The sequence below is a fragment of the Embleya sp. L77 genome, assembly GCF_055557415.1.
The window spans coordinates 5,666,729-5,690,732 of the sequence record NZ_CM145709.1 but is presented as its reverse complement, the minus strand read 5'-3'; the positions used below and the strand labels follow the sequence as shown (position 1 = coordinate 5,690,732).

Genomic DNA, 24,004 nt, shown 5'->3' with positions numbered 1-24,004 from the left:
CCACACCAGGCCGCGCCTTCGAGCGAACCCACCACACCGCCCAACGCGCCCGCCCCGCCCCCCTCGCGGCCACCTCGACGGCGCCCGCGGCCGGGTCAACCGCGAGCGTCGGGCGGCGACTCGGGCTCCCCGGCCGGATCCAGCCCCAGCACCGCACCGGCCACCGCGGCAAGCGTCGCGGCCACGCCGGCGGTGTCCCGTAGATGTCGGGTGCGCGCCACGTCGTTGATCGCGGTCAGCGCGGCGTGCACCCGGATCCGGGCCGGCGCCGTACCGTACTCCGGGCGCACCGCGCACAGCAGGTGCGCCCACTCCATGAGGTAGTCCGACTGCGCCTGCCGGGCCCGGTGCCGAGCCGACATCGGCAGGTGCGACACCTCGGTGAGCAGCAGCGAGACCAGGTCGCTGTGCTCGGCCGCGAACCGGATGTACGCCTCCAGCAGGGCGCGCAGCGCGGCCTCGGGATCCGCGGCGCCCGCGAGCGCCCCCGTCATGTCCATCGTCAACCACTCGATGCCCCGGGTCACCGCGGCCGAGAGCAGGTCACCCTTGCTTTCGAAGTGGTTGTACACGCTCGGGCCCGCGATCCCGGCCGCCGCGCCGATGTCCTCGATGGCCACACCGGCATACCCCTGCTCGGCGAACATCCGTACGGCCGCGGTCAACAGCGCCTCGCGTCGGGAGCGCAGCGCGATCCCGGCCGGCCGCGCGCGGGCGTTCGGCACCAGTTCGGCGGGCGGCGCCGCGACCGCCGCCCGGCCCAGTTCCACGAGCAGCCGCACGTACTCCGGACGGGGGAGTTCGATCCGATGGAAGGACGGGCTGAGCAGCACCCCCAGCCCGCACCACGCGAGCAACTCGGCCTGTTCCGGCGACAACCGCGGGCGGGCGTCCCGAATCAGTCCGGCGACCACGGCGGTCACCGCGCGGATCTCGCTCCGGACCTCGGCCCGCTCCGCCGCCGGTAACAACCGGCCCTCGCGCTGCCACAACACACCGACCTCGCGATGGTCGAGGGTGACCGCAACCACCGTGCGCAACACGGTGTCCGGGTCCTCGACCGCGCTGCGGGCCAGCGCCTCGCGCACCGGTGCGACCCCGTCGAGCACGACCTGCATGAGCAGGTGCTGCTTGCTCCGGAAGTGCCGGTACAGCGCGGAGGGCCCCATGCCCACCGCCTCGGCGATGTCGCTCATGCCCACGTCTGCGTACCCGCGGCGGTGAAACAGCTCGGCCGCCGCCGCCAGGATCAGCGCGCGCCGATTGCGCGGTCGGGTCCCCCGGGCGGGCGGCACGTGTCCACCGACCTTGCGCACCGCAGCCGCCATCGCGTACTTCCTTCCGGGATCCGCCCCGACGCCATTGTTTCAGCCGACCGCGCGGCCCACTGCCCTCGCGCGCATCGGGCCGGCACGAACCCGGTGTGAGTCCCGCGCGTCGGCCGGCGACGCCGCGGACGCACCCGGCGGGCCGGCGGGCGCTCGGTTACTACCCTGGGTGGCATGACGACCTCACTGATCACCGGTGCCACCTCGGGCCTCGGCGCCGCGTTCGCCCGACGGCTCGCCCACGAGGGGCACGCCCTCGTCCTGGTCGCGCGCGACCGGGAACGGTTGGCCGAATCCGCCCGCGACCTGCGCGAGGAGCACGGCGTGTCGGTGGAGGTGCTGGCCGCGGACCTGTCCCTGGACGAGGGAATCGCGGCCGTCGAGGCCCGACTCGCCGATCGCGCCGCGCCGGTGGACGTGTTGGTCAACAACGCGGGCTTCGGCAACCGGGGTTCCTTCCTGGACGCGTCCACGGCCGACGAGGTGCGCATGCTCAAGGTGCACTGCGAGGCGGTGCTGCGGCTGACCGGTGCGGCGAGTGCGGCGATGCGCGAGCGCGGCCGTGGTTGGGTGATCAACGTGGCGTCCGTCGCGGCCTTCCTGCCGCGCGGCACCTACGGCGCGAGCAAGGCGTGGGTGGTCTCCTTCACCGAGGGTGCGGCCCGCGAACTCAACGGCAGCGGCGTGCGGTTGATGGCGCTGTGTCCGGGATTCGTACGCACCGAGTTCCACCTGCGAGCCGGGATGGGCACGTCCAACATCCCCAACTGGATGTGGTTGGACGCCGATCGGGTGGTCGCCGTCGCGATCCGCGACCTGGCGGTGGGCCGCACGGTCAGCGTGCCGGACCTGCGCTACAAGGCGGTGGTCGGGCTGGCCAAGCTCGCCCCGCGCGGCCTGTTCGGCAGCGTGTCCACCAGGACCGGCCGGGTGTACGGACCGACCCGCCCGTAGTCCCCGGCCCGACACGCCACAGGCCCCGCCGACACGAAGTCGACGGGGCCTGCGGGCGCGTACCGGGCGGGGCGGTGGGATCGTCACGCCCCTCCCCCGGGCATCCGCGAGGTTCGGGGCCGGCGGCCCGGGTCGGTCACCCGGGCCGCCGTCCGGGAAGCCGGGCCGTCAGCGGCGCGGACGGCCCTTGGGCCGCTCGCTCTTGCCGCGGCGGGCGGCCTTGGGGGATTCGAGGGTGTCCGTCGTCTCCGCTGCCGGTGCCGGTGCGGAGTCTGCACGCTCGGCTTCGACGAACAGCGAGTTCTTGTTCTGCAGGTGGGGTTTCGACTTCTGCTTGGCCATGGCCGTTTCCTCCTACGAAGAACCGATGGTCGGTCGTCCACCACTCTCACATCGATCATCACGCCGCGCATGTCGAGGACTACGCATCGTAATGATCAAATGCGAATGGCAGCCCGAAATTGCTTCTACGATGCGTGGATGCTCCTTGACCCATCCGGGCGCCCAGTCCGGCCCCGATACCGCCGTGCCAAACGACGGATCGTGGGCTCCCTGGCCGGCCTGGGCATCGCGATCGGCTGCGTGCAGTATCTGGCGCCCACGTACCTGAGCAACGACACGAAGTCGTCCCTGTCCAGCGCCACCCTTCCGGCCACCAAGCCGCCGCAGGCCGCCGCCGCACATCCGCCCGCGGAGACTCTCGACAGCCGCCGGGGCATCTCCGCCATCGACGGCCGCAGCTACATCCGCGCCCCCGGCGCCCGCCCGATGGTGTTCGGGCACCGGGGCGCGCCGTATCTGGCCCCGGAGAACACGCTGCCCTCGGACGAGGCGGCCCGCCGCTCCGGCGCGGACTGGATCGAGAACGACGTACAGCCCAGCGTCGACGGCGTCCCGCACATCATGCACGACGTCACGGTGGATCGAACCACCAACGGCAAGGGCCGCCTTCGCGACCTGACGAGTGCTCATCTGGCCACGTTGGACGCCGGGAAGTGGTTCAAGCCGTCCTTCGCCGGCACCCGCGTGATGACCCTGCGCGAGCAGCTCGCCGACCTGCGCACGCACGGCGGCCGGCTGCTCCTGGAGATCAAGACCCCGCACACCCGGGAGGAGATCTCCCGGATCGTCCAGGAGGTGCGCCTGGCCGGCATGTCCGGCCGGGTGTTCGTACAGAGTTTCGACCAGGAGTCGCTGCGGATCACCCGCGATCTCGCCCCCGAGCTGCCGCTCGGACTGCTCCGGGATCGCCTCGACGCCGATCCGGTCGCGTTGGCCAGGGAGCTGCGCCTCGCCTCGTACAACCCGTCCTATCAGGGCCTGCGGCAACGCCCGCAGCTGGTGGCCCAGTTGCACGCGGCCGGGATCGCGGTGCTGGCCTGGACTCCGGACGACCCCAAGGAGTGGGCCGCACTCGACGACGCCGGGGTGGACGGAATCATCACGAACCGCACCGCCGACCTGGTCTCGTGGCTCACCACACGGCACGGAAAGGCCGCCGGCAAACCCTGAGTCGCGCACCGCAGGACGTGTCCCGCCGGACACGACCCGGGCCTGCGGTCGGTGCGAGGAGGAGCCTCCTCGCACCGACCGCGGGCCTTCGTCTTTCGGGGATCCGGCCCGGCTGTCCACGAACCGACCCCGGCAAACCCTTTACCTCGTAAGAGCAATGTGACATTTTACAGACGTGAGCGAACTCCGTCCCAGTGATGTCGTCGTCATCGGCGCGGGCGTCGTCGGCGCCGCGTGCGCCCACTACGCCGCGCGTGCCGGCCTGTCGGTCACCGTGCTCGATCGTGGTCCGGTCGCGGGCGGGACCACCGGAGCCGGTGAGGGAAACCTACTGGTCTCCGACAAGAAGCCCGGGCCCGAGCTGGCACTGGCCCGGCTCTCGCTCCGCCTGTGGGCCGAACTCGCCCGCGCCGGACACGATTTCGAGTACGAACAAAAGGGCGGCCTGATCGTCGCCCGCACCGACGCCGAGGCGGGTGCGATGGCCGCCACGGCCGCCACGCAACGTGCCTGCGGGATCACCGCCGACGCCGTCGACGCCGCGGACCTGCTCTCCTACGAACCACACCTGGCCCCTGGCCTGACCAGCGGAACGCACTATCCGCAGGACGCCCAGGTTCAGCCCGCACTGGCCGCCGCCGCGCTGCTGCGCTCGGGCGTGCGGCTGCGCACGGGGGTCACCGTCACCGGCTTCCGGCGCGGGCGCGACGAACGGGTGCTCGGCGTGCGCACCTCGCACGGCGAATTCGCCGCCGGCGCGGTGGTGAACGCGGCCGGCACCTGGTCCGGCGCGATCGCCGCGCTCGCCGGCGTGTCCCTGCCGATCCTGCCCCGCCGCGGCTTCGTGCTGGTCACCGAGCCGCTGCCGGCGATGGTGCGGCACAAGGTGTATGCCGCGACCTACGCCGGGGACGTCGCCGGCGACGACGCGGACCTGGCCTCGTCCGCCGTGGTCGAGGGCACCCCGGCGGGCACGATCCTGATCGGCGCCAGCCGCGAACGGGTCGGCTTCGACCGCTCGTTCCCGGTCCCGGTGCTGCGCCGACTGGCCGCGCAGGCGATCGAGTTGTTCCCGTTCCTGGCCGGCGTCTCGGTGCTGCGCGCCTATCGGGGGTTCCGGCCGTACTGCCCGGACCACCTGCCGGTGATCGGCCCGGACCCGCGCGTGCCCGGCCTGTGGCACGCCTGCGGCCACGAGGGCGCCGGCGTGGGCCTGGCGCCCGCCACCGGACACCTCGTCGCCCGGGGTCTGACCGGCAAGGACCCCGAGTTCGACCCCTCTCCATTCGCCCCGACCCGCTTCGCGGAGGTGTCCTCGTGACCGGCGCATCCGAACCCACCCCGATCCACCCACCCGGCACGGAACACTTCCGGATCGGCGTGGACGGCCGACGCATCCCGGTGGAGGCCGGACAGACCGTCGGCGCCGCGATGCTCGCCGCCGGGATCCGGTCCTGGCGCACCACCCGGTTCGCCGGCAAACCGCGCGGGCTGTTCTGCGGCATCGGGGTGTGCTTCGACTGTCTGGTCACGGTGAACGGCACCCCGTCCCTGCGCGCCTGCCTGCTCGCCGCCCGTCCCGACGACGAGGTGAGCACCACATGACGTACGACCTGATCGTCGTCGGCGCCGGGCCCGCCGGCCTCACCGCCGCCGTCACCGCCGCCGGCTTCGGCCTGCGGGTCGCCGTCCTGGACGCCGGCTCCCGCGCGGGCGGCCAGTACCACCGACACCGCGCCGGCCGACCGCCGGCCTGGCCGCCGCTCGCCCGCCTGCACACCGTCGAGCACCTGGCCGAACATCGCGTCTGGGCGGTCGAACACGCGGCCGACGGGTTCGTCGTACACGCCGTCACCGGCGAGCGGGACGGCACTCCGGTGACCGTGACCGGCCACCGGCTGCTCCTGGCCACCGGCGCCTACGACCGGCAACTGCCCTTCCCCGGCTGGGATCTGCCCGGCGTGCTCACCGCCGGCGGCGCGCAGGCCCTGATCAAGGGCAACGGCGTGGCGCCCGGTCGGCGCGCGGTGGTGGCCGGCACCGGCCCGTTCCTGCTGCCGGTCGCCGTCGCCCTGGCCGACGCGGGCGTCGAGGTGAGCGCCGTGCTGGAGGCGTCCCGACCCACGCCGCGTGCCGCCACGCTCGCGCCGCACAGCCCCGCGCGTGTGGTGGAGGCGGCCGGTTACGCGGTCGCCCTGGCCCGCCGGCGCATCCCGTACCGGACCGGACGGGCCGTGATCGCCGCACACGGCGACCACACCGGCCTGACCTCGGTCACCGTGGCCCGTCTCGACGCCGACTGGCGAGTCCGCCCCGGGACGTCGACCGAACTGCCCTGCGACACCCTCGCGGTCGGCTACGGGTTCACCCCGCAACTCGAACTTGCCGACCAACTCGGTTGCGCAAGCACCCCGGACGGATTCGTCGCGGTCGACACCCGACAGGCGACGAACATCCCCGGCCTGTCCGCCGCCGGCGAGAGCACCGGCATCGGCGGAGTGCATCTGGCCGCGGCGGAAGGCGAGTTGGCGGGGTATGCGATCGCCGGGAGGACGCCGCCGCGCGCGCTGCTGCGCCGTCGGGCCGCGCTCACCCGGTTCGCCGCCGGGTTGCGCGCGCTCTACCCCGTCCGGCCCGGGTGGCTGTCCTGGTCGGACCCCGACACGCTGATCTGCCGCTGCGAGGAGGTGCCGCGGGGTCGGATCGAGGACGCGGCCCGCCTCGGCGCCGACGACGTGCGCTCGGTCAAGCTGCTCAGCCGCGCCGGAATGGGCTGGTGCCAGGGCCGGATGTGCGCCGAGGCCACCGCGTGCGTGTTGTCCGACGTGCTGGACCGACCGGTCGCCGCGCCACCGCCCACCCGTCCGATCGGTGTGCCCATCCGTCTCGGAGACCTAGCCCAAGGAGCCTCATGAGCCCGCAACCCGCCTCCTCGTCACCGGCCGACCCGGGCCGCCCCGCCGACCGGCAGCCGTGGCACGGCGTCGTGGTGGCCACCGCGCTGCCGCTGCGCGAGGACCTGTCCGTGGACTTCGACGCGTACGCCGAACACGTGCGCTGGCTCGTGGATTCGGGCTGCGACGGGGTCTGCCCGAACGGCTCGCTGGGCGAGTACCAGTCGCTCACGCCCCAGGAACGGGCCCAAGTGGTCAGGGTCGCCGTCGAGGCGGTGGGCGGGGACCGGGTGTTGCCCGGCGTCGCGGCGTACGGCGCGGCGGAGTCGCTGCGCTGGACCGAGCAGGCCGCCGAGGCGGGTGCCCGGGCGGTGATGCTGCTCCCGCCGAACGGCTATCGCGCGGACACCCGCACGGTGCTCGACCACTACCGCACGGTGGCCCGCGCCGGCCTGCCGATCGTCGCGTACAACAACCCGTTCGACACGAAGGTCGACCTGACCCCGCGACTGCTGGCGGACCTGTACGAGGAGGGCCTCGTGGTCGGCGTCAAGGAGTTCACCGGGGATGTGCGCCGAGCCTACGAGGTGGCCGAACTCGCGCCCGGCCTGGACGTGTTGATCGGCAGCGACGACGTCGCGCTGGAGTTCGGACTGGCCGGCGCGGTCGGCTGGATCGCCGGCTACGCGAACGTCTTCCCGCAGGCGAGCGTCGAGTTGTACCGCGCGGCGATCGGCGGCGACGTACGCGCCGTGTTGCCGCTGTACCGGTTGCTGCATCCGCTGCTTCGGCTGGATTCGCGCACCGAGTTCGTACAGTCGATCAAGCTGTCGATGGACCTGGCCGGGCGTCGCGGCGGCCCGTGCCGCGCGCCGCGGCTTCCGCTGCTGCCCGAACAGGAGGCGTCGGTGCGTGAGTTCACCGAGAAGGCGCTCGCGGAGGGACTGGCCTGATGCGCTCACGACACGTTTTCCACGCGGTCGACTCGCACACCGAGGGCATGCCGACCCGGGTGATCACCGGCGGCGTCGGTGTGCTCCCCGGCGCCACGATGGCCGAGCGGCGTGTGCACTTCATGGCCCATCGGGACCATCTCCGCACGCTGTTGATGCACGAACCGCGCGGACACGGCGCGATGAGCGGCGCGATCCTGCAACCGCCGACCCGCCCGGACGCGGACTACGGCGTGCTGTTCATCGAGGTGTCGGGCTGCCTGCCGATGTGCGGGCACGGCACGATCGGGGTCGCCACCGTGCTGGTCGAGACCGGCATGGTCGAGGTGGTCGAACCGGTCACCACGGTCCGGCTGGACACACCCGCCGGGCTGGTGATCGCCGAGGTCGAGGTGCGCGACGGCGCGGCGCGCTCGGTCACTCTGCGCAACGTGCCGTCGTACGCACACACCCTGGACGCGACCGTGGACGTGCCCGGGCTCGGCGCGGTCGGCTACGACATGGCCTACGGCGGCAACTTCTACGCGATCCTGCCGATCGAAAAGGTCGGGCTGCCGTTCGACCGGGCCGAGTCCGGACGCATCCTGGAGACCGGCCTGGCGATCATGGCGGCGATCAACGAGCAGGCCCGGCCGGTGCATCCGGAGGATCCCGCGATCGCGGGCTGCCACCACGTGCAGTTCCTCGCCCCGGGTTCGGACGCCACGCTCTCGCGCAACGCGATGGCGATCCACCCGGGTTGGTTCGACCGCTCGCCGTGCGGCACCGGTACCAGCGCGCGGATGGCCCAATTGGCCGCGCGCGGCGAGCTGGCGATCGCACAGCCGTTCGTCAACGAGTCGTTCATCGGGACCCGCTTCCACGGGCGGATCGTGGAACACACCGAGGTGGGCGGGAATCCGGCCGTGGTCCCGCTGATCACCGGTCGGGCCTGGATCACCGCCACCGCGCAGTATCTGCTCGATCCCGAGGATCCCTTCCCGGCCGGGTTCCGCCTGTGACGACGGCCGAACGAGGGTCGCGAACAGGGCGGCGCAGGCGCCCGGATACACTCACGCTCCGTGGTCGTTCGCTCGCACAGTCCCGATCCGGTCCCCAGGGTGACTGACCGTCAGTAACATGGCGGGAGGAGGCACCATGGACACGGGACACGGAGCGCTCGCGCTGCCGTCCTTCGACGAACGACCGATCCTGCGGGACCGGGTGGCACGAGAGTTGCGCGCGGCGTTGATCGCGGGCGAGATGCGGCCGGGTGTGGTCTATTCCGCGCCCGCGCTGGCCGCGCAGTTCGGCGTGTCACCGACACCGGTCCGCGAGGCGATGCTCGACCTCGCCAACGAGGGACTGGTCGAGGCCGTGCGCAACAAGGGATTTCGGGTCACCGAGCTCTCCGACCGCGAGTTGGACGAGTTCACCGAGGTCCGCGCACTGATCGAGGTTCCGGTGGTGGCCCGCCTCGCGGGCGTGGTCACCGATGCCCAACTGGCCGCGCTGCGCCCGGTCGCCGAGGAGATCGTCGCGGCGGCCGAGGTGGGCGACCTGATCGGGTACGTGGAGGCGGATCGCCGCTTCCACCTGTCGTTGCTCGCGCTGGCGGGCAACGAACACCTGGTCCGGGTGGTCGGCGATCTGCGCAAACGCTCACGCCTGTACGGCCTGTCCCGGCTCGCGCAGAACGGCCGGCTCGCCGCCTCCGCCGCCGAGCACCTCGAACTCCTGGACGCGCTCGCCACCGGCGATCCCGCCCGGGCCGAGGAAGTGATGGCCCGGCACATCGGCCACGTGCGCAACCTGTGGGCGAATCCGGACCAGCCGAGCTGATCCGACACCGGTGGCCCGGATCTGCCGGACTCCGGGCGCCGGTTCGGTGGTCGTTCGACCCACCGCCCGGGTCGGTCACGGCGTCGGCCGGCCGGGACCGCCCCGGGGGGGTGACAGGTCAGACCCTGCCGGCCACCATGTCCATCAGGCGGTCCAGGATCGCGCCGCCGGAGGCGTTGGAGCCGTCGTGCTCCCACTCGTTGGTGACCCACGCCCGCACGCCGGCCACCCTGCGCGCGGTGTCCAGCGACAGGTCGGCGTCCACGTACATGTCGTCGAAGAAGACCGCCGCCGCGACCGGGACCCGGTTCGTGCGCAGCCGCTCGACGTCGTACAGGACCGGCCAGTCGTCGTGGCGCGCGAGCAGGTCGGCCGCCTCGCGGAAGGGCCGCAGCGCGGCGATCTCCTCGAACATCCAGGGGTACATCATCTCGCCGGTGAACAGCAGCGGATCGGCGCTCTCGGCGAACTCCGGGAGCCCCGCGCGCACCTTCTCCGCGGCCCAACCGGTGGCGACCTTGCCCTGCCCGTAGATCGGCTCCTGGAGCACGGCCCACAGGGGCTGGTCGGTGAGCGCGGTGGCGTGCATCGCGGCGGCGCGGAAGGTATCCGAGACCCGGTCGCCGTCCCACGCCTCGTCCAGCATCCAGTGCACCCGCTCGAAGCCGTCGCCCATGCCGAACACCTGACCGAGGAACTGTAGCCGGCGCGGGGTGAGTCGATCGCCGTCGGGCAGCCGCACGTCGTTGTCGGCCAGGTGGTCGGCCAGCCGCCGCACCAGGTCCACGTCGTCCGGATACCGCGCGTAGTACTCGGCGTTCTTGGCCCGCACCCGGGGATACGTGCGGTGGTAGACGTCCTCCGCCGTGCAGTCCAGGCCGATCAACCCACCGGTGACGTAACAGGACTTCAGGCCCTCGGGCGCCTGGGAGAGGTAGGCGAGCGTGATGAAGCCGCCGTAGCTCTGCCCGAGCGTCTCCCACGGCTCGTCGCCGCACAACCGCCGACGGATGAACTCGGCGTCGGCGACGATCGAGTCCGCGCGCATGTACCGCAGCAGCGTGGCGAGTTCCTCGGGCGCGGTGCGGGCCGCCAGGCTCGGCGTGATCGGCGTGCTGCGACCGGTGCCGCGCTGGTCGAGGAGCAGGACACGGTGGGTGCGCAGCGCGCGCTGGAGCCAGCCGACGGCGCGATTGGGCCGCCCGGACTTGCCGCCCGGGCCACCCTGGAGGAAGCACAACCACGGTCGTTGCCGGTCCGCCGCGGCGGGATCGACCACCTCGCGGGCGAAGACCTCGATGGTCGGTCCGTCCGGACGGGAGTGGTCGAGCGGGACGGTGAACGTGTGGTCGGTGAGGGCCATCCCCGGTATCCGGGTGATGCGGGTCATGCGGATTCTCCCCAAGCTCGTGTCTGTGTCTCGCGTGCGGGTTCGCCGTGCGTGGTGGGCTGCCTCGCGGAACGGCGGGGGTCGCGGGCTTCTTTGTGTCGTGTGACATTTCACCGGAGGAACGGGTTCCTTGTCTCGCTTCCCTGCGAAGCAATATCCGCCGTATGTCGAGGGGTTCCGCCGGTGGGCGGTCGGCACGGCAACAGGAAGCGGTTGGCACGGCACGGGTAGTGGTCGGCACGACGCAGGAAGCGGTTGGCACGGCACGGGTAGTGGTCGGCACGACGCAGGAAGCGGTTGGCACGGCACAGGAGGTGGTCGGGACGGCACAGGAACAGGTCTGCCCCGATGCGCGGGGGCCGACTCGTTCGGCTCTTCCGTATGGCCGACAGGTGCGAAATGGTCGGGTACTGCGATTCCGCTCGGCGAAAGGTGTGCAGTCGTGGTCGATGGTGCCGACGTTGCCGGTCCCTACTCCGCCTTCCAGGACTCGATCTACCTCGACGGCCTGCTGACCGGGGAGACTCCGGCATATCCCACGGACGCCGCCGCCCTGGAGGCCGCCGCCGGCGAACGGCTCGATCCGGGGCCGCGTGGCTACGTATTGGGCGGCGCGGGCGGCGGAGCGACGATGCGGGCCAACCGGGCGGCGTTCGAGCGGCGCCGGATCGTGCCGCGCATGTTGCGCGACGTGGGTACGCGCGACCTGTCCTGCTCCGTACTGGGCACCGACTCGCCCGCGCCGGTGCTGCTCGGGCCGGTCGGCGTGCAGTCCATCGTGCATCCCGAGGGCGAGTTGGCGACCGCGCGCGCCGCGGCCGCGTTGGGGCTGCCGATGGTGTTGAGCACGGCGTCGTCCCATTCGCTGGAGGAGGTCGCCGCCGCGTCCGGATCGGGACCGCGCTGGTTCCAGCTCTACTGGCCGAGCGACGACGACGTGACGATCAGCCTGCTCGCCCGGGCCCGGGCGGCGGGGTACACCGTGCTCGTGGTCACGCTGGACACCTGGTTCCTGGGCTGGCGGCCGAACGACCTGGATCGCGCGTACCTGCCCTTCCTGCGCCAGGTCGGCATCGCGAACTACCTGAGCGATCCCGCCTTCCTGGCCGGGCTGAGCAAACCGGTCGCCGAGGATCCGACGGCGGCGATCGTGCACTGGGCCGGGATGTTCTCCGATCCGACCAAGACCTGGGGCGACCTGGTGTTCCTGCGCGAGAACTGGGTCGGGCCGATCGTGCTCAAGGGCATCCTGCATCCGGACGACGCACGCCGGGCCCGCGACGCCGGTCTGGACGGGATCGTGGTGAGCAACCACGGCGGTCGCCAACTCGACGGCGCGGTGGCCGCGTTGGACGCGCTGCCGGCCGTGGTGGAGGCGGTCGGCGAGAACCTGACGGTGCTCTTCGACAGCGGCGTACGCACCGGGACGGACGTGCTCAAGGCGCTGGCCCTCGGCGCCCGGGCGGTCCTGCTGGGCCGACCGTACGTCTACGGCCTGGCGCTGGGCGGCGAGGCGGGCGTCCGGCACGTACTGCGGTGCCTGCTGGCCGAGTTCGACCTGTCGATGGCGCTGTCCGGACACGCTCGCCTGGGTGAGTTGCATCCGTCGGTGCTGACGTCGGACTGATCGGGCCGCGCGAGGGGCCGAAGGCCGGCTCGAAATGGCCCTATTTGCCGTGCGAATTCCGATACTCTCCGCGCATGATCACGCCCGGAACCAAAGGACCCGCCTCGTGAGCGATCCCGCGCGCCCCGCCGCCCCGCACGCCATCCTGAGGCGGATGACCTCGCGCGACATCACCGAGGCACATCGCGCATCCACCCCGCTGGAGTTGTTCTTCGACCTGACGTTCGTGGTTGCGGTGGCCCAGGCCGGCAGCCGACTGGTGCACTCGCTGGCCGAGGGGCACCCCGGGCACGGACTCGCGGGCTACCTGCTCGTGTTCTTCGCGATCTGGTGGGCGTGGGTCAACTTCACGTGGTTCGCCTCCGCGTACGACTGCGACGACCCGCTGTACCGGGTCGCGACGCTCGTCCAGATCACCGGTGTCCTGGTGCTGGCCGCAGGGGTGCCGCGCGCGTTCGAGAACAGCGACTACGCGGTCGCCATCGTCGGCTACCTGATCATGCGACTCGCGCTGACCTTCCAGTGGTTGCGGGCGGCCCACGACGAGACCGACCCCGGGGCCCGGCGCACCGCGCTGCGCTACGCGGCCGGGCTGGTGCTGGTGCAACTCGGCTGGGTGGTGCTGCTGCTCCTGCCGGACGCCGCGTGGACATGGGGGTTCCTGCTGCTGGTGGTCGCCGAACTCGCGGTACCGGCGATCGCCGAGCGCGACCACCCCACGACGTGGCATCCGCGTCACATCGCCGAGCGGTACGGGCTGTTCACCATCATCATGCTCGGCGAGAGCATCTCCGCCGCAACCGTCGCGATCCAGACCGCGCTCGACGACGAGGCCGCGCTGGACGAACTGCTCCCGATCGCCGCGGGTGGGCTGTTGATCGTGTTCGCCGCGTACTGGATCTACTTCGCGGTGCCGATCCACGACTACCTCGCCTCCAACCGGCAGGCCTTCCTGTGGGGGTACGGCCACTACGTGGTCTTCGGTTCGGCGGCGGCGATCGGCGCGGGACTGGAGGTCGCCGTCGAACAGGCCGTGGGCGAGGCGCACATCTCCCGGACGGCCGCGTCGGCGAGCGTGACGATCCCAGCGGCGCTGTTCCTGCTGAGCACGTTCGCGCTGCATTCCCGGCACCACAAGATCGGACCGGCCCAGAAGTCGGTACTGCCGATCGCCGGTGTGTTGATCCTGCTGTGCACCTTCCTGGGCACGGCGGCGGTACCCGTGGCGGGTGCGGTGGCGGCGCTGACGGTCGCGGTGGGCACGGTGTTGTCGGCCCGGCAGGGCGAGGGGGACGTACGGCGGGGTGATGATCGGCAGGCGGTGGCGGGCGGGTGAGTGTTGGGGGGCGTTGCGTTGTGGGGTGGGGCGTGCGTGGGGGTGAGGCGGGCGTTGCGGGGCTGGGCGTTGCGGGGCTGGGCGTTGCGTTGCGTTGCGGGGTGGGCGCGCGGCACGGCGGGGTGAATGCTGCCGGGCTGGGCTAACCCGCCGTCAGGCGCCGGGCCGGGCCTTGGGGCTCGGGTGGGAGTAGGGGTCCGCCCTGCCATTGCTGGAATATCAGCATGGTGTGCACCTGGGTCACCTCCGTACGCGCCGTGAAGCCGTCCACCACCAGCCGCTGCAAGCCGGTCGCGTCCGCGACCGCGACATGCACGAGGAAGTCGTCGGGTCCGGCCAGGTGGTAGAGCGCCCGGGTCTCCGGCAACTTGAGCACGTGCCCGACGAACGGATTGAGCACGACGCGGTGGTGCGGTCGCACCCGAACCGCGAGCATCGCCTGTAGCGGCCGGCCCAGCGCCGCCGCGTCGACCTCCACCGTCGCACCCTTCACCACCCCGGCCGAGCGCAACCGGGCGACCCGATCCAGGCACGTCGAGGGCGCGATCCCGACCTCGGCGGCGAGCGCCTTGTTGCTGATCCGGGCATCGTTCTGAAGCGCCCGGAGAATTCCGAGATCAGTCGGATCGAGGGCGATGGATTGGCTCATTCGGCGATGATAGTTCGGCCGGTAGGCGCATTCTCCGGGGATTGTCGGAGCATGGCGGGTATGGATGACCTCCGAGTGGAACTTGACGGGCGTGCCGGGTCGACTGCCTTGGACGGTGTGGACAGCGCGGGTGGCCCAGGTGGTTCGGGTGGTGTGGGTGGTTCGGGTGGTGTGGGTGGTTCGGGTGGTTCGGTTTCCGTGGGCGGTGGTGGTGCCGCGGGCGGCGTGAGCGGTCCGGGCGGGTCGGGGGGCGTAGGTGGTTCCGCGCGTTCGGGTGGCGGGCGGCACCTGTTCGAGACTCGGGCGGTGCATGCCGGTCGGGACGACCTCGCCGCCCTGGGGACGCACGCCGTGCCGATCGATCTGTCCACCACGTATCCGCTGCCGGACCTGCCGGCCGCGGCGCTCGCGCTCGACGCGTACGCGGAGGGGGAACTCCCGGACGGCTCACCGATCTACGGCCGATTGACCAATCCGACGGTACGCCGCTTCGAGACCGCGCTCGCGGAGTTGGAGGGGTGCGCCGACGCGGTCGCCTTCGCCAGTGGCATGGCGGCGGTCACCGCGTGCCTGCTCGCCGCCGCCGCACGTGGCCGGCGGCACGTGGTGGCGGTACGTCCGCTGTACGGCACCACGGACCACCTGCTCACGAGCGGGCTGCTCGGCACCGAGGTCACCTGGGTCGACCCCGAGGGGGTGGCCGGGGCGTTGCGGCCGGACACGGGGCTGGTCATGGTCGAGACCCCGGCCAATCCGACGCTGGCCGAACTGGATCTGGCCGAACTGGCCGCCCGGGCCGGGGACGTACCACTGCTGGTGGACAACACGTTCGCGACACCGGTGTTGCAGCAGCCGGCCAAGTCCGGCGCGCGGATGGTCCTGCACAGCGCGACCAAGTTCCTCGGCGGGCACGGCGACGTGATGGGCGGCGTGGTGGCCTGCGACCGGGAGACGGCCCAGGTGCTGCGGCAAATCCGGTTCGCCACGGGGGCGTTGCTGCACCCACTCGCGGGCTACCTGCTGCTGCGCGGCCTTGCGACGCTGCCGATCCGGGTCGCGAAGGCATCCGCGTCGGCAGCCACGCTGGCCCGACGTCTGGCCGACCATCCGGCGGTCGAGCGAGTGCACTACCCGAGCATCGGCGGCGCGCTGGTGGCCTTCGAGCCGACGGGCGACCCGATGACGCTGGTCGGCGCCCTCCGCCTGATCACCCCCGCGGTCAGCCTCGGCGGCACCGACACGCTGATCCAGCATCCGGCCTCCCTGACCCACCGCGTGATCGACGACGCGGCACGCGACGAGGGCGCCATCGGCCCGAAGTTGCTACGCCTTTCGGTGGGACTGGAACACGAGGACGACTTGTGGGACGACCTGTCGAAAGCCGTGGAGCACGCGGCGGCCCGGGAGGCGGGGACGGAGTCCGCGCGGGGTGCGGAACGGGCACGGGGTGTGCGGCCGGTGCGTGATGGCGAGTCGGTGTGGGAGGTGGACTCGGTGCCGGGCGCCGGGTGGGGACGGGGCGTCGGGTCGGTGCAGGGCGCAGGGCGGGTGTAGGGCCGCCGGGTCGGTACCGGGTGCAGGGGCCGGGGGTCGGGAGCCGGGTGGACGCAGGCCCCGGGTCGGTGTAGGGCGCAGAGTCGGCGCGGGGCGCGGGGCGCGGGGCGCGGGGCGCGGGGCGCGGGGCGCGGGGCGCGGGGCGCGGGGCGCCGGGCGCCGGGCGCAGAGCCGGGGGCAGGCTGCGCGCAGGGCCCCGGGTCGGTGCACGAGGGCGGAGGCGCAGGGGTCGGAGGCGTCGCCTTCGGTCTCGGCGCCTCGTCAGGGCGCGGCCTTCGGCTCACGCCTTGATGTGAGTGGGGGAACTGGAACTCGGCAAGGCTCGGCCGGGTTTGGCATTTGCCATCCGCCGGGGTGACCGGGCACGGCCTGGTGGAGTGGGGCACGGGGGTGGGGCGCAGAGGTGGGGCGCGAGGGGTGAGGCGGGACGGGGTCCGACGAGGCTCCGGGAGAGACTCCCCGGTCGAGCATCCGCACCAGGGCGGACTCGTCGCGAGCCGGGGCTTGCGTGCGAAGCATGCCGGGTCGGCGGCTCGGGGCCGGGTGGCCGGACGGCTGGGTGGGTGGCCAACCGGGCGGGAAAGTCGTGCGGCTCGCCGGTAGACCGGGCGGACCGGGCGGGTCGCGTAATTCGGGCCGGCGGACCGGCCAGGCGGCCGGACTGAGCGGCCGGCGGGCCGCGCAGATCGGACCAGCGAACCGGCGAACCAGCCGGGCAGACGGGTCAGGTGACCGGTCGGGTGGGTCGGACCGGCCTGTCGAGCGAACCGGGCGACCGGTCGGGCAGGTCGGGTGGGTCGAACCGGCGGACCGGGCGGCCGGGCCGTGTGGGTCGGGCAGCCGGACCCGGGCGGTCGCGTACGTCGGGCTCGTCGCGTGGGTCGGGCGGACCCGATAGCCGGACGACCGGGGCTCCGGGGCCCGGAGGCCGGAGTCGGGGGCCGGAGGCCGGGAGTCCGGAGGCCGGAGTCAGCGGTAGAGGAGGCCCGAAAGGCGGAGGGCGAGGTTGCGGCGTACGGCGGGGAGTCGGGTGACCGTGCGCAGGATCGTGTTGCGCAGCGGGCGCAGGGCCGGGGTGATGGTGGCGATGCGGGTCATCCGGTCGGCGAGCTTCACGATTTGCTCGGCGATCGGGCGGCGGGTGGTGCCGTACGCGTCGAGTGCCGAGGTGGGGCCGCCGTCCAGAACCGTACCGAGGGCTTCGGCCAGCGTCACGGCGTCGAGGATGCCGGCGTTCATGCCCTGGCCTCCGGCCGGGCTGTGCACGTGCGCGGCGTCGCCGGCCAGCAGGATGCGCCCGGCGCGATAGGTGTCGGCGATCCGGTGGTGGACCCGGAAACGCGAGCCCCAGACGACCTCCTCGACCACGATGCGGCCGGCCGACGGGCCGCGTTCGTCCACGAGTTCCTGGACGAACGCGAGTGACGGCTCGTGTGGCGCCTCGGCCACCGGCGCAACGATCCGGTGCCGTCCGCCCGGCAGCGGCGCGACCACGGCGAGGCCGGCGGGCGCGAAGTACAGGATCACCTCGTCGGCCGAGACGGCGCCGTCGAGCCGCACGTCGGCGAGTACGAACGACTCACCGTAGGTGCCGCCCTGGAAGCCGATGCCGGCCTGCTCGCGAACGGTGCTGTGCATGCCGTCGGCGCCCACCACCCAGGCGGCGCGGATGCGTTCGCCGTGTTCGAAGGTCACGGTCACGCCGTCGGCGTCCTGGTCGAGGCCGGTCACGGTGTACGGGCGCAGCACGGTGCCGCCGAGTTCGGTGAGCCGGGTAAGGAGGGCCGCCTCGGTGGTGGCCTGGGAGACCATCAGCGAGTACGGGTATGCGGTGGGCAGGCCGTCGAAGTCGATCCGGACGACCACCCGGTCCCGGTCGCGGATGGTGAACGTCGGCGATTGGATGCCCTGTTCGACGAGCGGCCCGGCCACACCGAGCGGCGTGAGCACCTCCAGGGTGCGGGCGTGTACGACGGCGGCCCGCGAGGTGTGGTCGGCGACCGCGTGTGCGTCGACGACGGTGACCTCGCGGCCCTGGGCGGTGAGGGCGAGCGCGAGGGTGAGCCCGGCGGGGCCGGCACCGACGATCAGGACGTCGGTGGTGGCGGGGAGTTGTGGGGTCATGGCGAGCTCCTTGGCTGTGGCTGGGTGCGGCGACGCCGAGTGGGCCGGGGACCGAGCTGCGTTGGTCAACATCTGTTGGCCAACGCCTGTTGACTTAACCATGACCCACTCGCTCGATGAAGTCAACAGGCGTTGGCCTACAATCGTTGACATGAGCACTTCGCGAAGGTCGTCGACCGAGACCAAAGCCGTGATCCTGGCCGCCGCGCGGGAACGATTCGGTGCCGACGGCTACGAACGCGCGACGATTCGGGCGATCGCCTCGGACGCCGCGATCGATCCGGCCATGGTCATGCGCTACTTCGGCAACAAGGAGAAGCTCTTCGCCGCTGCCGCCGATGTCGACCTGCGGCTCCCCGCTCTCGATTCGGTCCCCCGCTCGCAACTCGGAGCAGTGCTCTCGGCCCACTTCCTGGACCGCTGGGAGGACGACGAAGCGATGATGATCCTGCTGCGCACCGGCGTCACCAACGAGGAGGCCGCCGAACGGATGCGCGCGGTCTTCGCGGAACAACTCGCCCCACTGGTGGCCCGCGTCTGCCCGACCCCGACCGAAGCCCCCCGGCGAGCCGGCTTGGCCGCCACCCAAGTGCTCGGCCTGGCCCTGTGCCGATACGTCCTCCGCCTCCCACCGATCGTGGCCATGACCCACCCGGAGCTGATCGCCTGGCTCGGCCCCCAACTGCAACGCTGCCTCACCGGGGACCTCGGCGCACCGGAGAACGCAAGCGGGTGATCGGTGGGGGTGATCGGGGGGATCGGTGGGGACAATCGGTGTCCCCCGGATGGCGCGACCCGATGGCCCCGTGCCCCTGATGCCTCGTGACTCTGCGATCTCATGTCCCCGTGGTCACGTGCTTGCGGGGTCGCGTGGCTGCCCGATCGGTGGCCGGCGGGCCCACCGTGCGCCCGGGAGCCGCAGCACGGAAGGGCGCTCTTGGGTGCCGCCAGAGCTAATGCGCTCGTGGCCCTGCGACATCGTGCCCCCGAGGTCACCTGCCTGCGGGATCGCGGGGCTGCCCGACCGCCCGATCGTGGCCGGCAAGCCCACCGTGCGCACCGGAAGCCACAGCACGGAAGGACGCACTTCGGTGCCGCCAGTACCAATGCGCTCGGCCCCGCGACATCGTGGCCCGTGGTCACATGCCCGCGGGGTAGCGGGCCGCGGGGTACGGGATCACGGGGTCGCGGGGCTGCCTGATCGTGTGCTGCCCGACCGCCCGATCGTGTGGCCGACGAGCCTGCCATACGCACTGGGAGCCGCAGCATGGAAGGGCCACTTCGGTGCCGCCGGTGAGCGATGCTCCCCGCGCCGGCCCTGAGCCCTGAGCCCGCGCGCGGTGCGCGACGCGCGCAGGCAAATGCGCTCCCCATACCCGCACACCCGCACACCGACGCATCCGCAGAGCCGGACCGGAGCGCCGGCCACGCCCAAGCCCCCCGAAAAGCCGGGCTGAAACGCCAGCCGAGCCCAAGCCCCCGCAGAGCCGGGACGAAGCCTCCACAAGGCCGGGCCGAAGCCCCGGCCGCAGCCTCGGAGTCCGCGCCGAAATCGGGGGACTACCCCCGGTGGTGGCCCAGTTCGACCGGGTAGCGTCCCGAGCAGGTCCGAACCGGCCGAGCCGAGCGGTGTTTCGCGCCGCCACCGGAGGTGACGCGTCATGCTCGTGCATGCAGTCCGACCGAACCACCCGGCCCGCCGTCCGCCTCGCGCCCCGGCCCACGAACAGGTCCGCAACCCGGTCCGCGATCGGTCCGCCGATCCGTCCCGGAACGCACCCACCCGATCCACGCCCGTCCGGCGCACGTCGAGTCGGCGCAACTCCGGTCGGCCCGGGGCCGCCTGGATCGTGCCCGGCCGACTCCCGATCGCCTGGCTCCTGATCGCCTGGCTCCGGCCGGGCCGGCCCCTGCCCGGTCGGCTCCTGCCCGGTCGCGTCCCGGCCCATCGCATCCCCCGCGGTCGCGTCCCAGCCCATCGCATCCCGGCCGGTCGCATCCCAGCCGGTCGGCTCGCTCGCGGCACGCTCGTTCCCGGTCGACGTGCCCGCAACCGATCCGCTCCAGCCCGGCCGCCGCTGCGCCGCGCCGTGGTCGGGCCGGTCCTGTCGGTGGTGGCCGTGCTGCTGGTCCTGGCGTCCTGTACCTCCACGACCTCCACCCCACGCCCCGCAGCCGCGCCCACCGACACTGCACCCACCGGCACCGCATCGACCACCACCACTCCGGACAACCGCAGCGACCCGGGGGCGGCGAGCGACCCACCCGCCTCGTGCAGCGACCCGCTCGCAAGCCTGCGTCCCGAGTCCGGGCCACCACGAGCCGCCGACTATGCGAGCGACGGCTCGCTCGCGCAGATCCTGCGACGGGGCTTCCTGACCATCGGCATCGACCAGAGCACCTACCCGTTCAGCTACGCCGACGTGGCCGACCACAATCGACTCAAGGGCTTCGACATCGACCTCGTCCGCGAGATCGCCACCGACCTCTTCGGCAGCGCGGACCCAAGCCGGCTGCACTTCCGCGTCCTGCCCAACAACATCCGCGAACAGGCCGTCGCGAACGGCGACGTGGACATCGTCGCGAAGTCGGTCACGGTGAACTGCCGCCGCCGGGCGGTGGTCGACTTCAGCTCGGTCTACTACGAGTCGGGACAGCGCGTACTCGTCGTCCGCGACAGCCCCGCCGCAGCCGCCGACCACGCCAAGGGCCTGATCGGACTGCCCGCCGCAACTCGCGTCTGCACGGTCGGCAACACCACCGCCGCGGAGGCGGTGCGCGCGACGAAGAGCCTGGTCCCCGTCACCGGTGAGACCTGGGCGGACTGCCTCGTCCGCATCCAACAGGGCCAGGCGGACGCCTCGGTGGGCGACGACACCATCATGGCCGGCCTCCAGGCCCAGGATCGCTTCGTGCAGTTGGTCGGCCCCAAACTCACCCGCGAACCGTACGGTCTGGAAATCGCCAAGACCAACCCCGACTTGGTCCGCTTCGTCAATGCTTCGCTGGAGCGCATTCGCCGGGACGGGACGTGGCTGCGACTGTACGAGAGGTATGTGGCCCGCTACATCCCGGAACCCGGACCGGTGACCGCCCCGGACGCGGTGTACCGGGACTGAGCACAAAGACGGGCGCCGCAACCGAACCCGCTGCGCAGGCGACCGAACCGCTGCACATGGCTCCGGACGGTGCTCGCACGGTCGTCGGCGCGGGGCTCGGGCCGTCCCCCCACCAGGTCCGTACCCGAGACCACCCCGGCCTCTGGCGTGACTTCGCCACGCTCGTCCGCACCATGTGAGCGCTCCCATGCGGCGACCGGCACCCCCGTGAGCGCCGGTCGCCGGAGGCCACCGAGGTGGAACGAGGACAGGACCGCCTCGACCACCTCGACCACCTCGACCACCGGATCGAGACGCCCGCTCCCCTCACTCGAAAACCTACGCGATACGCGGAGAAGCGGAATCAGTCATGGATAGGTAGTCGCCGATTCGCCCGGGGCCGACCACGCCTCGCTGCCCCACACCCCACGACTCGGCAGCGACGCAGTCGGCATCGACGCAGTCCGGATCGCACCGCGGCCCGACGCCGAAGCGAAACGGGACAGAATCGAGCCACGGGGAACCGGGATGGAACAGGATGGAACGACCGTCAGCAGCCCGCCTGCAACCGCTTCTGCCCGGGCCGCTTGAAGCGGTGATACGGCCGGCGAGCCTGGAACGTGATGTCCAACTCGGGCCGCCGCAACGAGTCGTCGGGAGGCAACTCATAGGTCAGCGTGCCGACCAGCCGCAAGTACCCCTTGGACACGTCGTATTCGCGCAGCCCGCGACCGGCGGCATCCGCGAACTCGACCGACGCGGCCGCAAAGACGTCCCGACTGCCGATCAGGAACGCGGTTCGCGCATACGTCACAGGCCGCAACCATTCCCGCGAATCGTGGTGTCCGCTCTGTCTGAGCCAAGCGGCGGCATCTCGCTCGGTACGGGCCTCGTGAGTCTCCACGGTGAGCGGTGTACCGGCGGTCAACTGCCGCCTGATCCGCGGCCAGGCGGTCGGCCGCAGCCCGAGCGAGTGATGCATCAGCACCAAGTCGACCCGGCCACCGCAGGAATCGACGAACCCCTCTTCGACCAGGGGCACACCATCCCGAAGCGGAACATGCACGACGGTATGCCGCGAGTACGCCGCAAACGAGAACAACGCGGCCAGCTTGGAAAGCCCGTCGTGATCCCCGATCACGACGCCGTACTCCCCCAGCGGGTCCGACATCGCGGTATGCCGCAACTGCAACCACGGTTGCACCACGCGATACTCCACGACCCCGACCCGCGGCCGAAACCGACGCAACCTCAACCGCATACCCGACGCCCACCCGTCCCCGTCCCGAACCCACCACCCAGCCGAGCCCTACCGACCGACCCACCAACCCGAAGCGACGGTCGTCCCTGACGGCTGTCCACCCCCAGCCCAACGCCCGGCCCACGGCGCCGCCCATCACGCCCCAACGCCCGCCACCGCACCGCAACCGCCGGCCCGACGCAACCCGAACTCGACCCGGCCCGGCCCGGCCCAACGCGGCCTAACACCACCTGAGTTCGCCAAGGCACCCCCCGGCGCAGCCCCACGCGATCCGCAGACGCGGCCCGGCCCGGCTCGGCTCAGCTCGCCTCGGTCGCCTCGGTCGGCTCGGTCGGCTCGGTCGGCTCAGTCCAGCAACTGCCCACCGCCGCCCGAGCGCTACCCGACCCTCGATCACCCGCCGCCGAACCAAGCCGGCATATCGAAGTGGAACGAATCCCCCGGCGTCATCGTCCGAAGGTCCTCCTCCAGCGCACGCAGCCGTTCCACGCCCAACGTCTCCGCCCACTTGGCCCGCAAGTCCTCGAAGATCGCAGCCGATCTCACCAGCGAATCCACCCCGCGCGCGGTAAGCCGAACCACCTTGCGCCGCGCGTCGTTCGGATCCGCACCACGTTCGACGTAGCCCAGCCGCTCCAAGCCGTCGATCGTCTTGCCCGCCGCCTGCTTCGAGACACCCAACAGGCGACCGAGTTCCACCGCGGTGGTGCCGTACGGACCAATGGCCTGAAACACGAAGCCGTGCATGGGGCGCATGTGGGGATGGCCTTGCCGGGCGAGCTCCGCGTGAACCTCGTCGATGAGTACCCGAAAGGCCATCAGCAGCCGCAACGGCAGCTCGAAGCCCGGCGGGTCCTGGCCGGGCCCGCCGCCGTTCGGTCCGGCTGCAGACGAATTTCTTGACATGGATAGACAACCTGGTTCACTATTTAGACAATGACGTTGTCGAATCTTTCGCAAGTCTAGGAGATCACCGCATGCCTGTCATCCGCAGCGCCGACACCCGCATCACCACGACCCCCAACGGCGTCATGACCACCTACGCATCCCCCACCCAGGGCGGCACCAGCGCAGCCCTGTGGCGAGTGGACATGACCCCGGCACACTCCACCCCGTACCACGCCTTCGAAGCCGAACAAATCTGGACCATCCTCACCGGCAGCCTCACCGCCGACCTCGACGGCGAAAAGCTCACCGCAACCACCGGCGACACCGTCATCTTCCCCGCCGACCTCCCCCGCCAAGTCCACGCGCACACCGAAACAGGCTTCACCGCCATCGTCACCGCCCCCGCCGGAGCCCGCGCATACAACCCCAACGCCATAACCCCGCCCGGCACCTGCGACATGGCCCCCAAGGAAGCCGAACGCATCCTCCCGCCCTGGATGATCTGACCCACCCTCCACCCACGCCCCCCTCCCACAAACCCACCACCCACCCCAACCCACCAGCCACCCAAGCAACAACAGTCACAGGAACCCGCCCCCTCGCCACCCACCGGTC

Annotated in this window: 21 protein-coding genes; 14 read left to right on the top strand and 7 right to left on the bottom strand. The window is 72.0% G+C overall.

Features of this window, described 5'->3' with window-relative positions:
- Positions 1-95: 95 nt before the first annotated feature.
- On the bottom strand, positions 96-1,328 hold the full coding sequence (locus ACZOOI_RS24330) for a TetR/AcrR family transcriptional regulator (protein ID WP_465277805.1): 1,233 nt from the start codon (positions 1,326-1,328) through the stop codon (positions 96-98).
- Positions 1,329-1,502: 174 nt separating this feature from the next.
- Here ACZOOI_RS24330 and ACZOOI_RS24325 point away from each other — a divergent pair, with 174 nt between their 5' ends.
- Positions 1,503-2,282 carry an SDR family NAD(P)-dependent oxidoreductase gene (locus ACZOOI_RS24325; protein WP_465277804.1) on the top strand — a complete coding sequence of 260 codons (780 nt, stop codon included), beginning with the start codon at positions 1,503-1,505 and terminating at the stop codon, positions 2,280-2,282.
- Positions 2,283-2,450: 168 nt separating this feature from the next.
- Here ACZOOI_RS24325 and ACZOOI_RS24320 read toward each other — a convergent pair whose 3' ends face one another.
- Positions 2,451-2,624 (bottom strand): hypothetical protein, encoded by a 174-nt coding sequence (locus ACZOOI_RS24320; protein ID WP_465277803.1) that lies wholly within the window; start codon positions 2,622-2,624, stop codon positions 2,451-2,453.
- A 201-nt stretch (positions 2,625-2,825) separates the two neighbouring features.
- On the opposite strand from ACZOOI_RS24320, the gene ACZOOI_RS24315 reads away from it, so the two are divergent.
- From ACZOOI_RS24315 to ACZOOI_RS24285, 7 genes are all read left to right on the top strand, one after another.
- Positions 2,826-3,794, top strand: coding sequence for a glycerophosphodiester phosphodiesterase (locus tag ACZOOI_RS24315; protein WP_465277802.1), 969 nt, complete (start codon positions 2,826-2,828; stop codon positions 3,792-3,794).
- A gap of 175 nt (positions 3,795-3,969) precedes the next feature.
- Positions 3,970-5,115 carry an NAD(P)/FAD-dependent oxidoreductase gene (locus ACZOOI_RS24310; RefSeq protein ID WP_465277801.1) on the top strand — a complete coding sequence of 382 codons (1,146 nt, stop codon included), beginning with the start codon at positions 3,970-3,972 and terminating at the stop codon, positions 5,113-5,115.
- On the top strand, positions 5,112-5,399 hold the full coding sequence (locus ACZOOI_RS24305; RefSeq protein WP_396007330.1) for a (2Fe-2S)-binding protein: 288 nt from the start codon (positions 5,112-5,114) through the stop codon (positions 5,397-5,399). Before ACZOOI_RS24310 ends, ACZOOI_RS24305 begins: the two co-directional genes overlap by 4 nt.
- A complete protein-coding gene (locus ACZOOI_RS24300) occupies positions 5,396-6,709 on the top strand; it encodes an FAD-dependent oxidoreductase (RefSeq protein ID WP_465277800.1) in 1,314 nt (437 codons plus the stop codon). The genes ACZOOI_RS24305 and ACZOOI_RS24300 overlap by 4 nt, the downstream gene beginning before the upstream one ends.
- Positions 6,706-7,641 (top strand): dihydrodipicolinate synthase family protein, encoded by a 936-nt coding sequence (locus ACZOOI_RS24295; protein WP_465277799.1) that lies wholly within the window; start codon positions 6,706-6,708, stop codon positions 7,639-7,641. Before ACZOOI_RS24300 ends, ACZOOI_RS24295 begins: the two co-directional genes overlap by 4 nt.
- A complete protein-coding gene (locus ACZOOI_RS24290; protein WP_391589414.1) occupies positions 7,641-8,642 on the top strand; it encodes a proline racemase family protein in 1,002 nt (333 codons plus the stop codon). The genes ACZOOI_RS24295 and ACZOOI_RS24290 overlap by 1 nt, the downstream gene beginning before the upstream one ends.
- Positions 8,643-8,778: 136 nt before the next feature.
- Positions 8,779-9,462, top strand: a complete 684-nt coding sequence (locus ACZOOI_RS24285; RefSeq protein WP_465277798.1) for a GntR family transcriptional regulator — start codon at positions 8,779-8,781, stop codon at positions 9,460-9,462.
- A 118-nt stretch (positions 9,463-9,580) separates the two neighbouring features.
- On the opposite strand, the gene ACZOOI_RS24280 is transcribed toward ACZOOI_RS24285, so the two are convergent.
- Complete coding sequence (locus ACZOOI_RS24280) at positions 9,581-10,852, bottom strand: alpha/beta fold hydrolase (RefSeq protein WP_465277797.1); 1,272 nt, start codon at positions 10,850-10,852, stop codon at positions 9,581-9,583.
- Positions 10,853-11,294: 442 nt separating this feature from the next.
- Between ACZOOI_RS24280 and ACZOOI_RS24275 the strand changes: the two genes are divergently transcribed.
- The gene (locus ACZOOI_RS24275) at positions 11,295-12,479 is read left to right on the top strand and encodes a lactate 2-monooxygenase (protein ID WP_465277796.1); all 1,185 of its coding nucleotides are present in this window, start codon (positions 11,295-11,297) and stop codon (positions 12,477-12,479) included.
- A 154-nt stretch (positions 12,480-12,633) separates the two neighbouring features.
- The gene (locus ACZOOI_RS24270) at positions 12,634-13,815 is read left to right on the top strand and encodes a low temperature requirement protein A (RefSeq protein WP_465281278.1); all 1,182 of its coding nucleotides are present in this window, start codon (positions 12,634-12,636) and stop codon (positions 13,813-13,815) included.
- A 142-nt stretch (positions 13,816-13,957) separates the two neighbouring features.
- Here the strand turns inward: ACZOOI_RS24270 and ACZOOI_RS24265 are convergent, their stop codons facing one another.
- Positions 13,958-14,464, bottom strand: a complete 507-nt coding sequence (locus ACZOOI_RS24265) for an Lrp/AsnC family transcriptional regulator (protein ID WP_465277795.1) — start codon at positions 14,462-14,464, stop codon at positions 13,958-13,960.
- 306 nt (positions 14,465-14,770) lie between these two features.
- Between ACZOOI_RS24265 and ACZOOI_RS24260 the strand changes: the two genes are divergently transcribed.
- A complete protein-coding gene (locus ACZOOI_RS24260; protein ID WP_465277794.1) occupies positions 14,771-16,018 on the top strand; it encodes a trans-sulfuration enzyme family protein in 1,248 nt (415 codons plus the stop codon).
- Positions 16,019-16,987: 969 nt separating this feature from the next.
- Here the strand turns inward: ACZOOI_RS24260 and ACZOOI_RS24255 are convergent.
- Positions 16,988-18,142, bottom strand: coding sequence for an FAD-dependent oxidoreductase (locus tag ACZOOI_RS24255; RefSeq protein WP_465277793.1), 1,155 nt, complete (start codon positions 18,140-18,142; stop codon positions 16,988-16,990).
- 151 nt (positions 18,143-18,293) lie between these two features.
- Here ACZOOI_RS24255 and ACZOOI_RS24250 point away from each other — a divergent pair, with 151 nt between their 5' ends.
- Positions 18,294-18,878: a TetR/AcrR family transcriptional regulator gene (locus ACZOOI_RS24250; protein WP_465277792.1), complete on the top strand. Its 585-nt coding sequence runs from the start codon at positions 18,294-18,296 to the stop codon at positions 18,876-18,878.
- Positions 18,879-20,232: 1,354 nt separating this feature from the next.
- Positions 20,233-21,261 carry a transporter substrate-binding domain-containing protein gene (locus tag ACZOOI_RS24245; RefSeq protein WP_465277791.1) on the top strand — a complete coding sequence of 343 codons (1,029 nt, stop codon included), beginning with the start codon at positions 20,233-20,235 and terminating at the stop codon, positions 21,259-21,261.
- Between the two features lie 529 nt (positions 21,262-21,790).
- Here ACZOOI_RS24245 and ACZOOI_RS24240 read toward each other — a convergent pair.
- A complete protein-coding gene (locus tag ACZOOI_RS24240) occupies positions 21,791-22,501 on the bottom strand; it encodes a hypothetical protein (protein ID WP_465277790.1) in 711 nt (236 codons plus the stop codon).
- Between the two features lie 393 nt (positions 22,502-22,894).
- On the bottom strand, positions 22,895-23,407 hold the full coding sequence (locus ACZOOI_RS24235; protein ID WP_465281277.1) for a MarR family winged helix-turn-helix transcriptional regulator: 513 nt from the start codon (positions 23,405-23,407) through the stop codon (positions 22,895-22,897).
- A gap of 71 nt (positions 23,408-23,478) precedes the next feature.
- On the opposite strand from ACZOOI_RS24235, the gene ACZOOI_RS24230 reads away from it, so the two are divergent.
- Positions 23,479-23,895 (top strand): cupin domain-containing protein, encoded by a 417-nt coding sequence (locus ACZOOI_RS24230; RefSeq protein ID WP_465277789.1) that lies wholly within the window; start codon positions 23,479-23,481, stop codon positions 23,893-23,895.
- Positions 23,896-24,004 lie beyond the last annotated feature (109 nt).

Excerpts from the sequence above, each read along its gene's own strand:
- ACZOOI_RS24330 (WP_465277805.1), bottom strand. The coding sequence starts at position 1,328 with ATGGCGGCTGCGGTGCGCAAGGTCGGTGGACACGTGCCGCCCGCCCGG.
- ACZOOI_RS24325 (WP_465277804.1), top strand. The coding sequence starts at position 1,503 with ATGACGACCTCACTGATCACCGGTGCCACCTCGGGCCTCGGCGCCGCG.
- ACZOOI_RS24320 (WP_465277803.1), bottom strand. The coding sequence starts at position 2,624 with ATGGCCAAGCAGAAGTCGAAACCCCACCTGCAGAACAAGAACTCGCTG.
- ACZOOI_RS24300 (WP_465277800.1), top strand. The coding sequence starts at position 5,396 with ATGACGTACGACCTGATCGTCGTCGGCGCCGGGCCCGCCGGCCTCACC.
- ACZOOI_RS24295 (WP_465277799.1), top strand. The coding sequence starts at position 6,706 with ATGAGCCCGCAACCCGCCTCCTCGTCACCGGCCGACCCGGGCCGCCCC.
- ACZOOI_RS24290 (WP_391589414.1), top strand. The coding sequence starts at position 7,641 with ATGCGCTCACGACACGTTTTCCACGCGGTCGACTCGCACACCGAGGGC.
- ACZOOI_RS24285 (WP_465277798.1), top strand. The coding sequence starts at position 8,779 with ATGGACACGGGACACGGAGCGCTCGCGCTGCCGTCCTTCGACGAACGA.
- ACZOOI_RS24280 (WP_465277797.1), bottom strand. The coding sequence starts at position 10,852 with ATGACCCGCATCACCCGGATACCGGGGATGGCCCTCACCGACCACACG.
- ACZOOI_RS24270 (WP_465281278.1), top strand. The coding sequence starts at position 12,634 with ATGACCTCGCGCGACATCACCGAGGCACATCGCGCATCCACCCCGCTG.
- ACZOOI_RS24265 (WP_465277795.1), bottom strand. The coding sequence starts at position 14,464 with ATGAGCCAATCCATCGCCCTCGATCCGACTGATCTCGGAATTCTCCGG.
- ACZOOI_RS24255 (WP_465277793.1), bottom strand. The coding sequence starts at position 18,142 with ATGACCCCACAACTCCCCGCCACCACCGACGTCCTGATCGTCGGTGCC.
- ACZOOI_RS24250 (WP_465277792.1), top strand. The coding sequence starts at position 18,294 with ATGAGCACTTCGCGAAGGTCGTCGACCGAGACCAAAGCCGTGATCCTG.
- ACZOOI_RS24240 (WP_465277790.1), bottom strand. The coding sequence starts at position 22,501 with ATGCGGTTGAGGTTGCGTCGGTTTCGGCCGCGGGTCGGGGTCGTGGAG.
- ACZOOI_RS24235 (WP_465281277.1), bottom strand. The coding sequence starts at position 23,407 with ATGTCAAGAAATTCGTCTGCAGCCGGACCGAACGGCGGCGGGCCCGGC.
- ACZOOI_RS24230 (WP_465277789.1), top strand. The coding sequence starts at position 23,479 with ATGCCTGTCATCCGCAGCGCCGACACCCGCATCACCACGACCCCCAAC.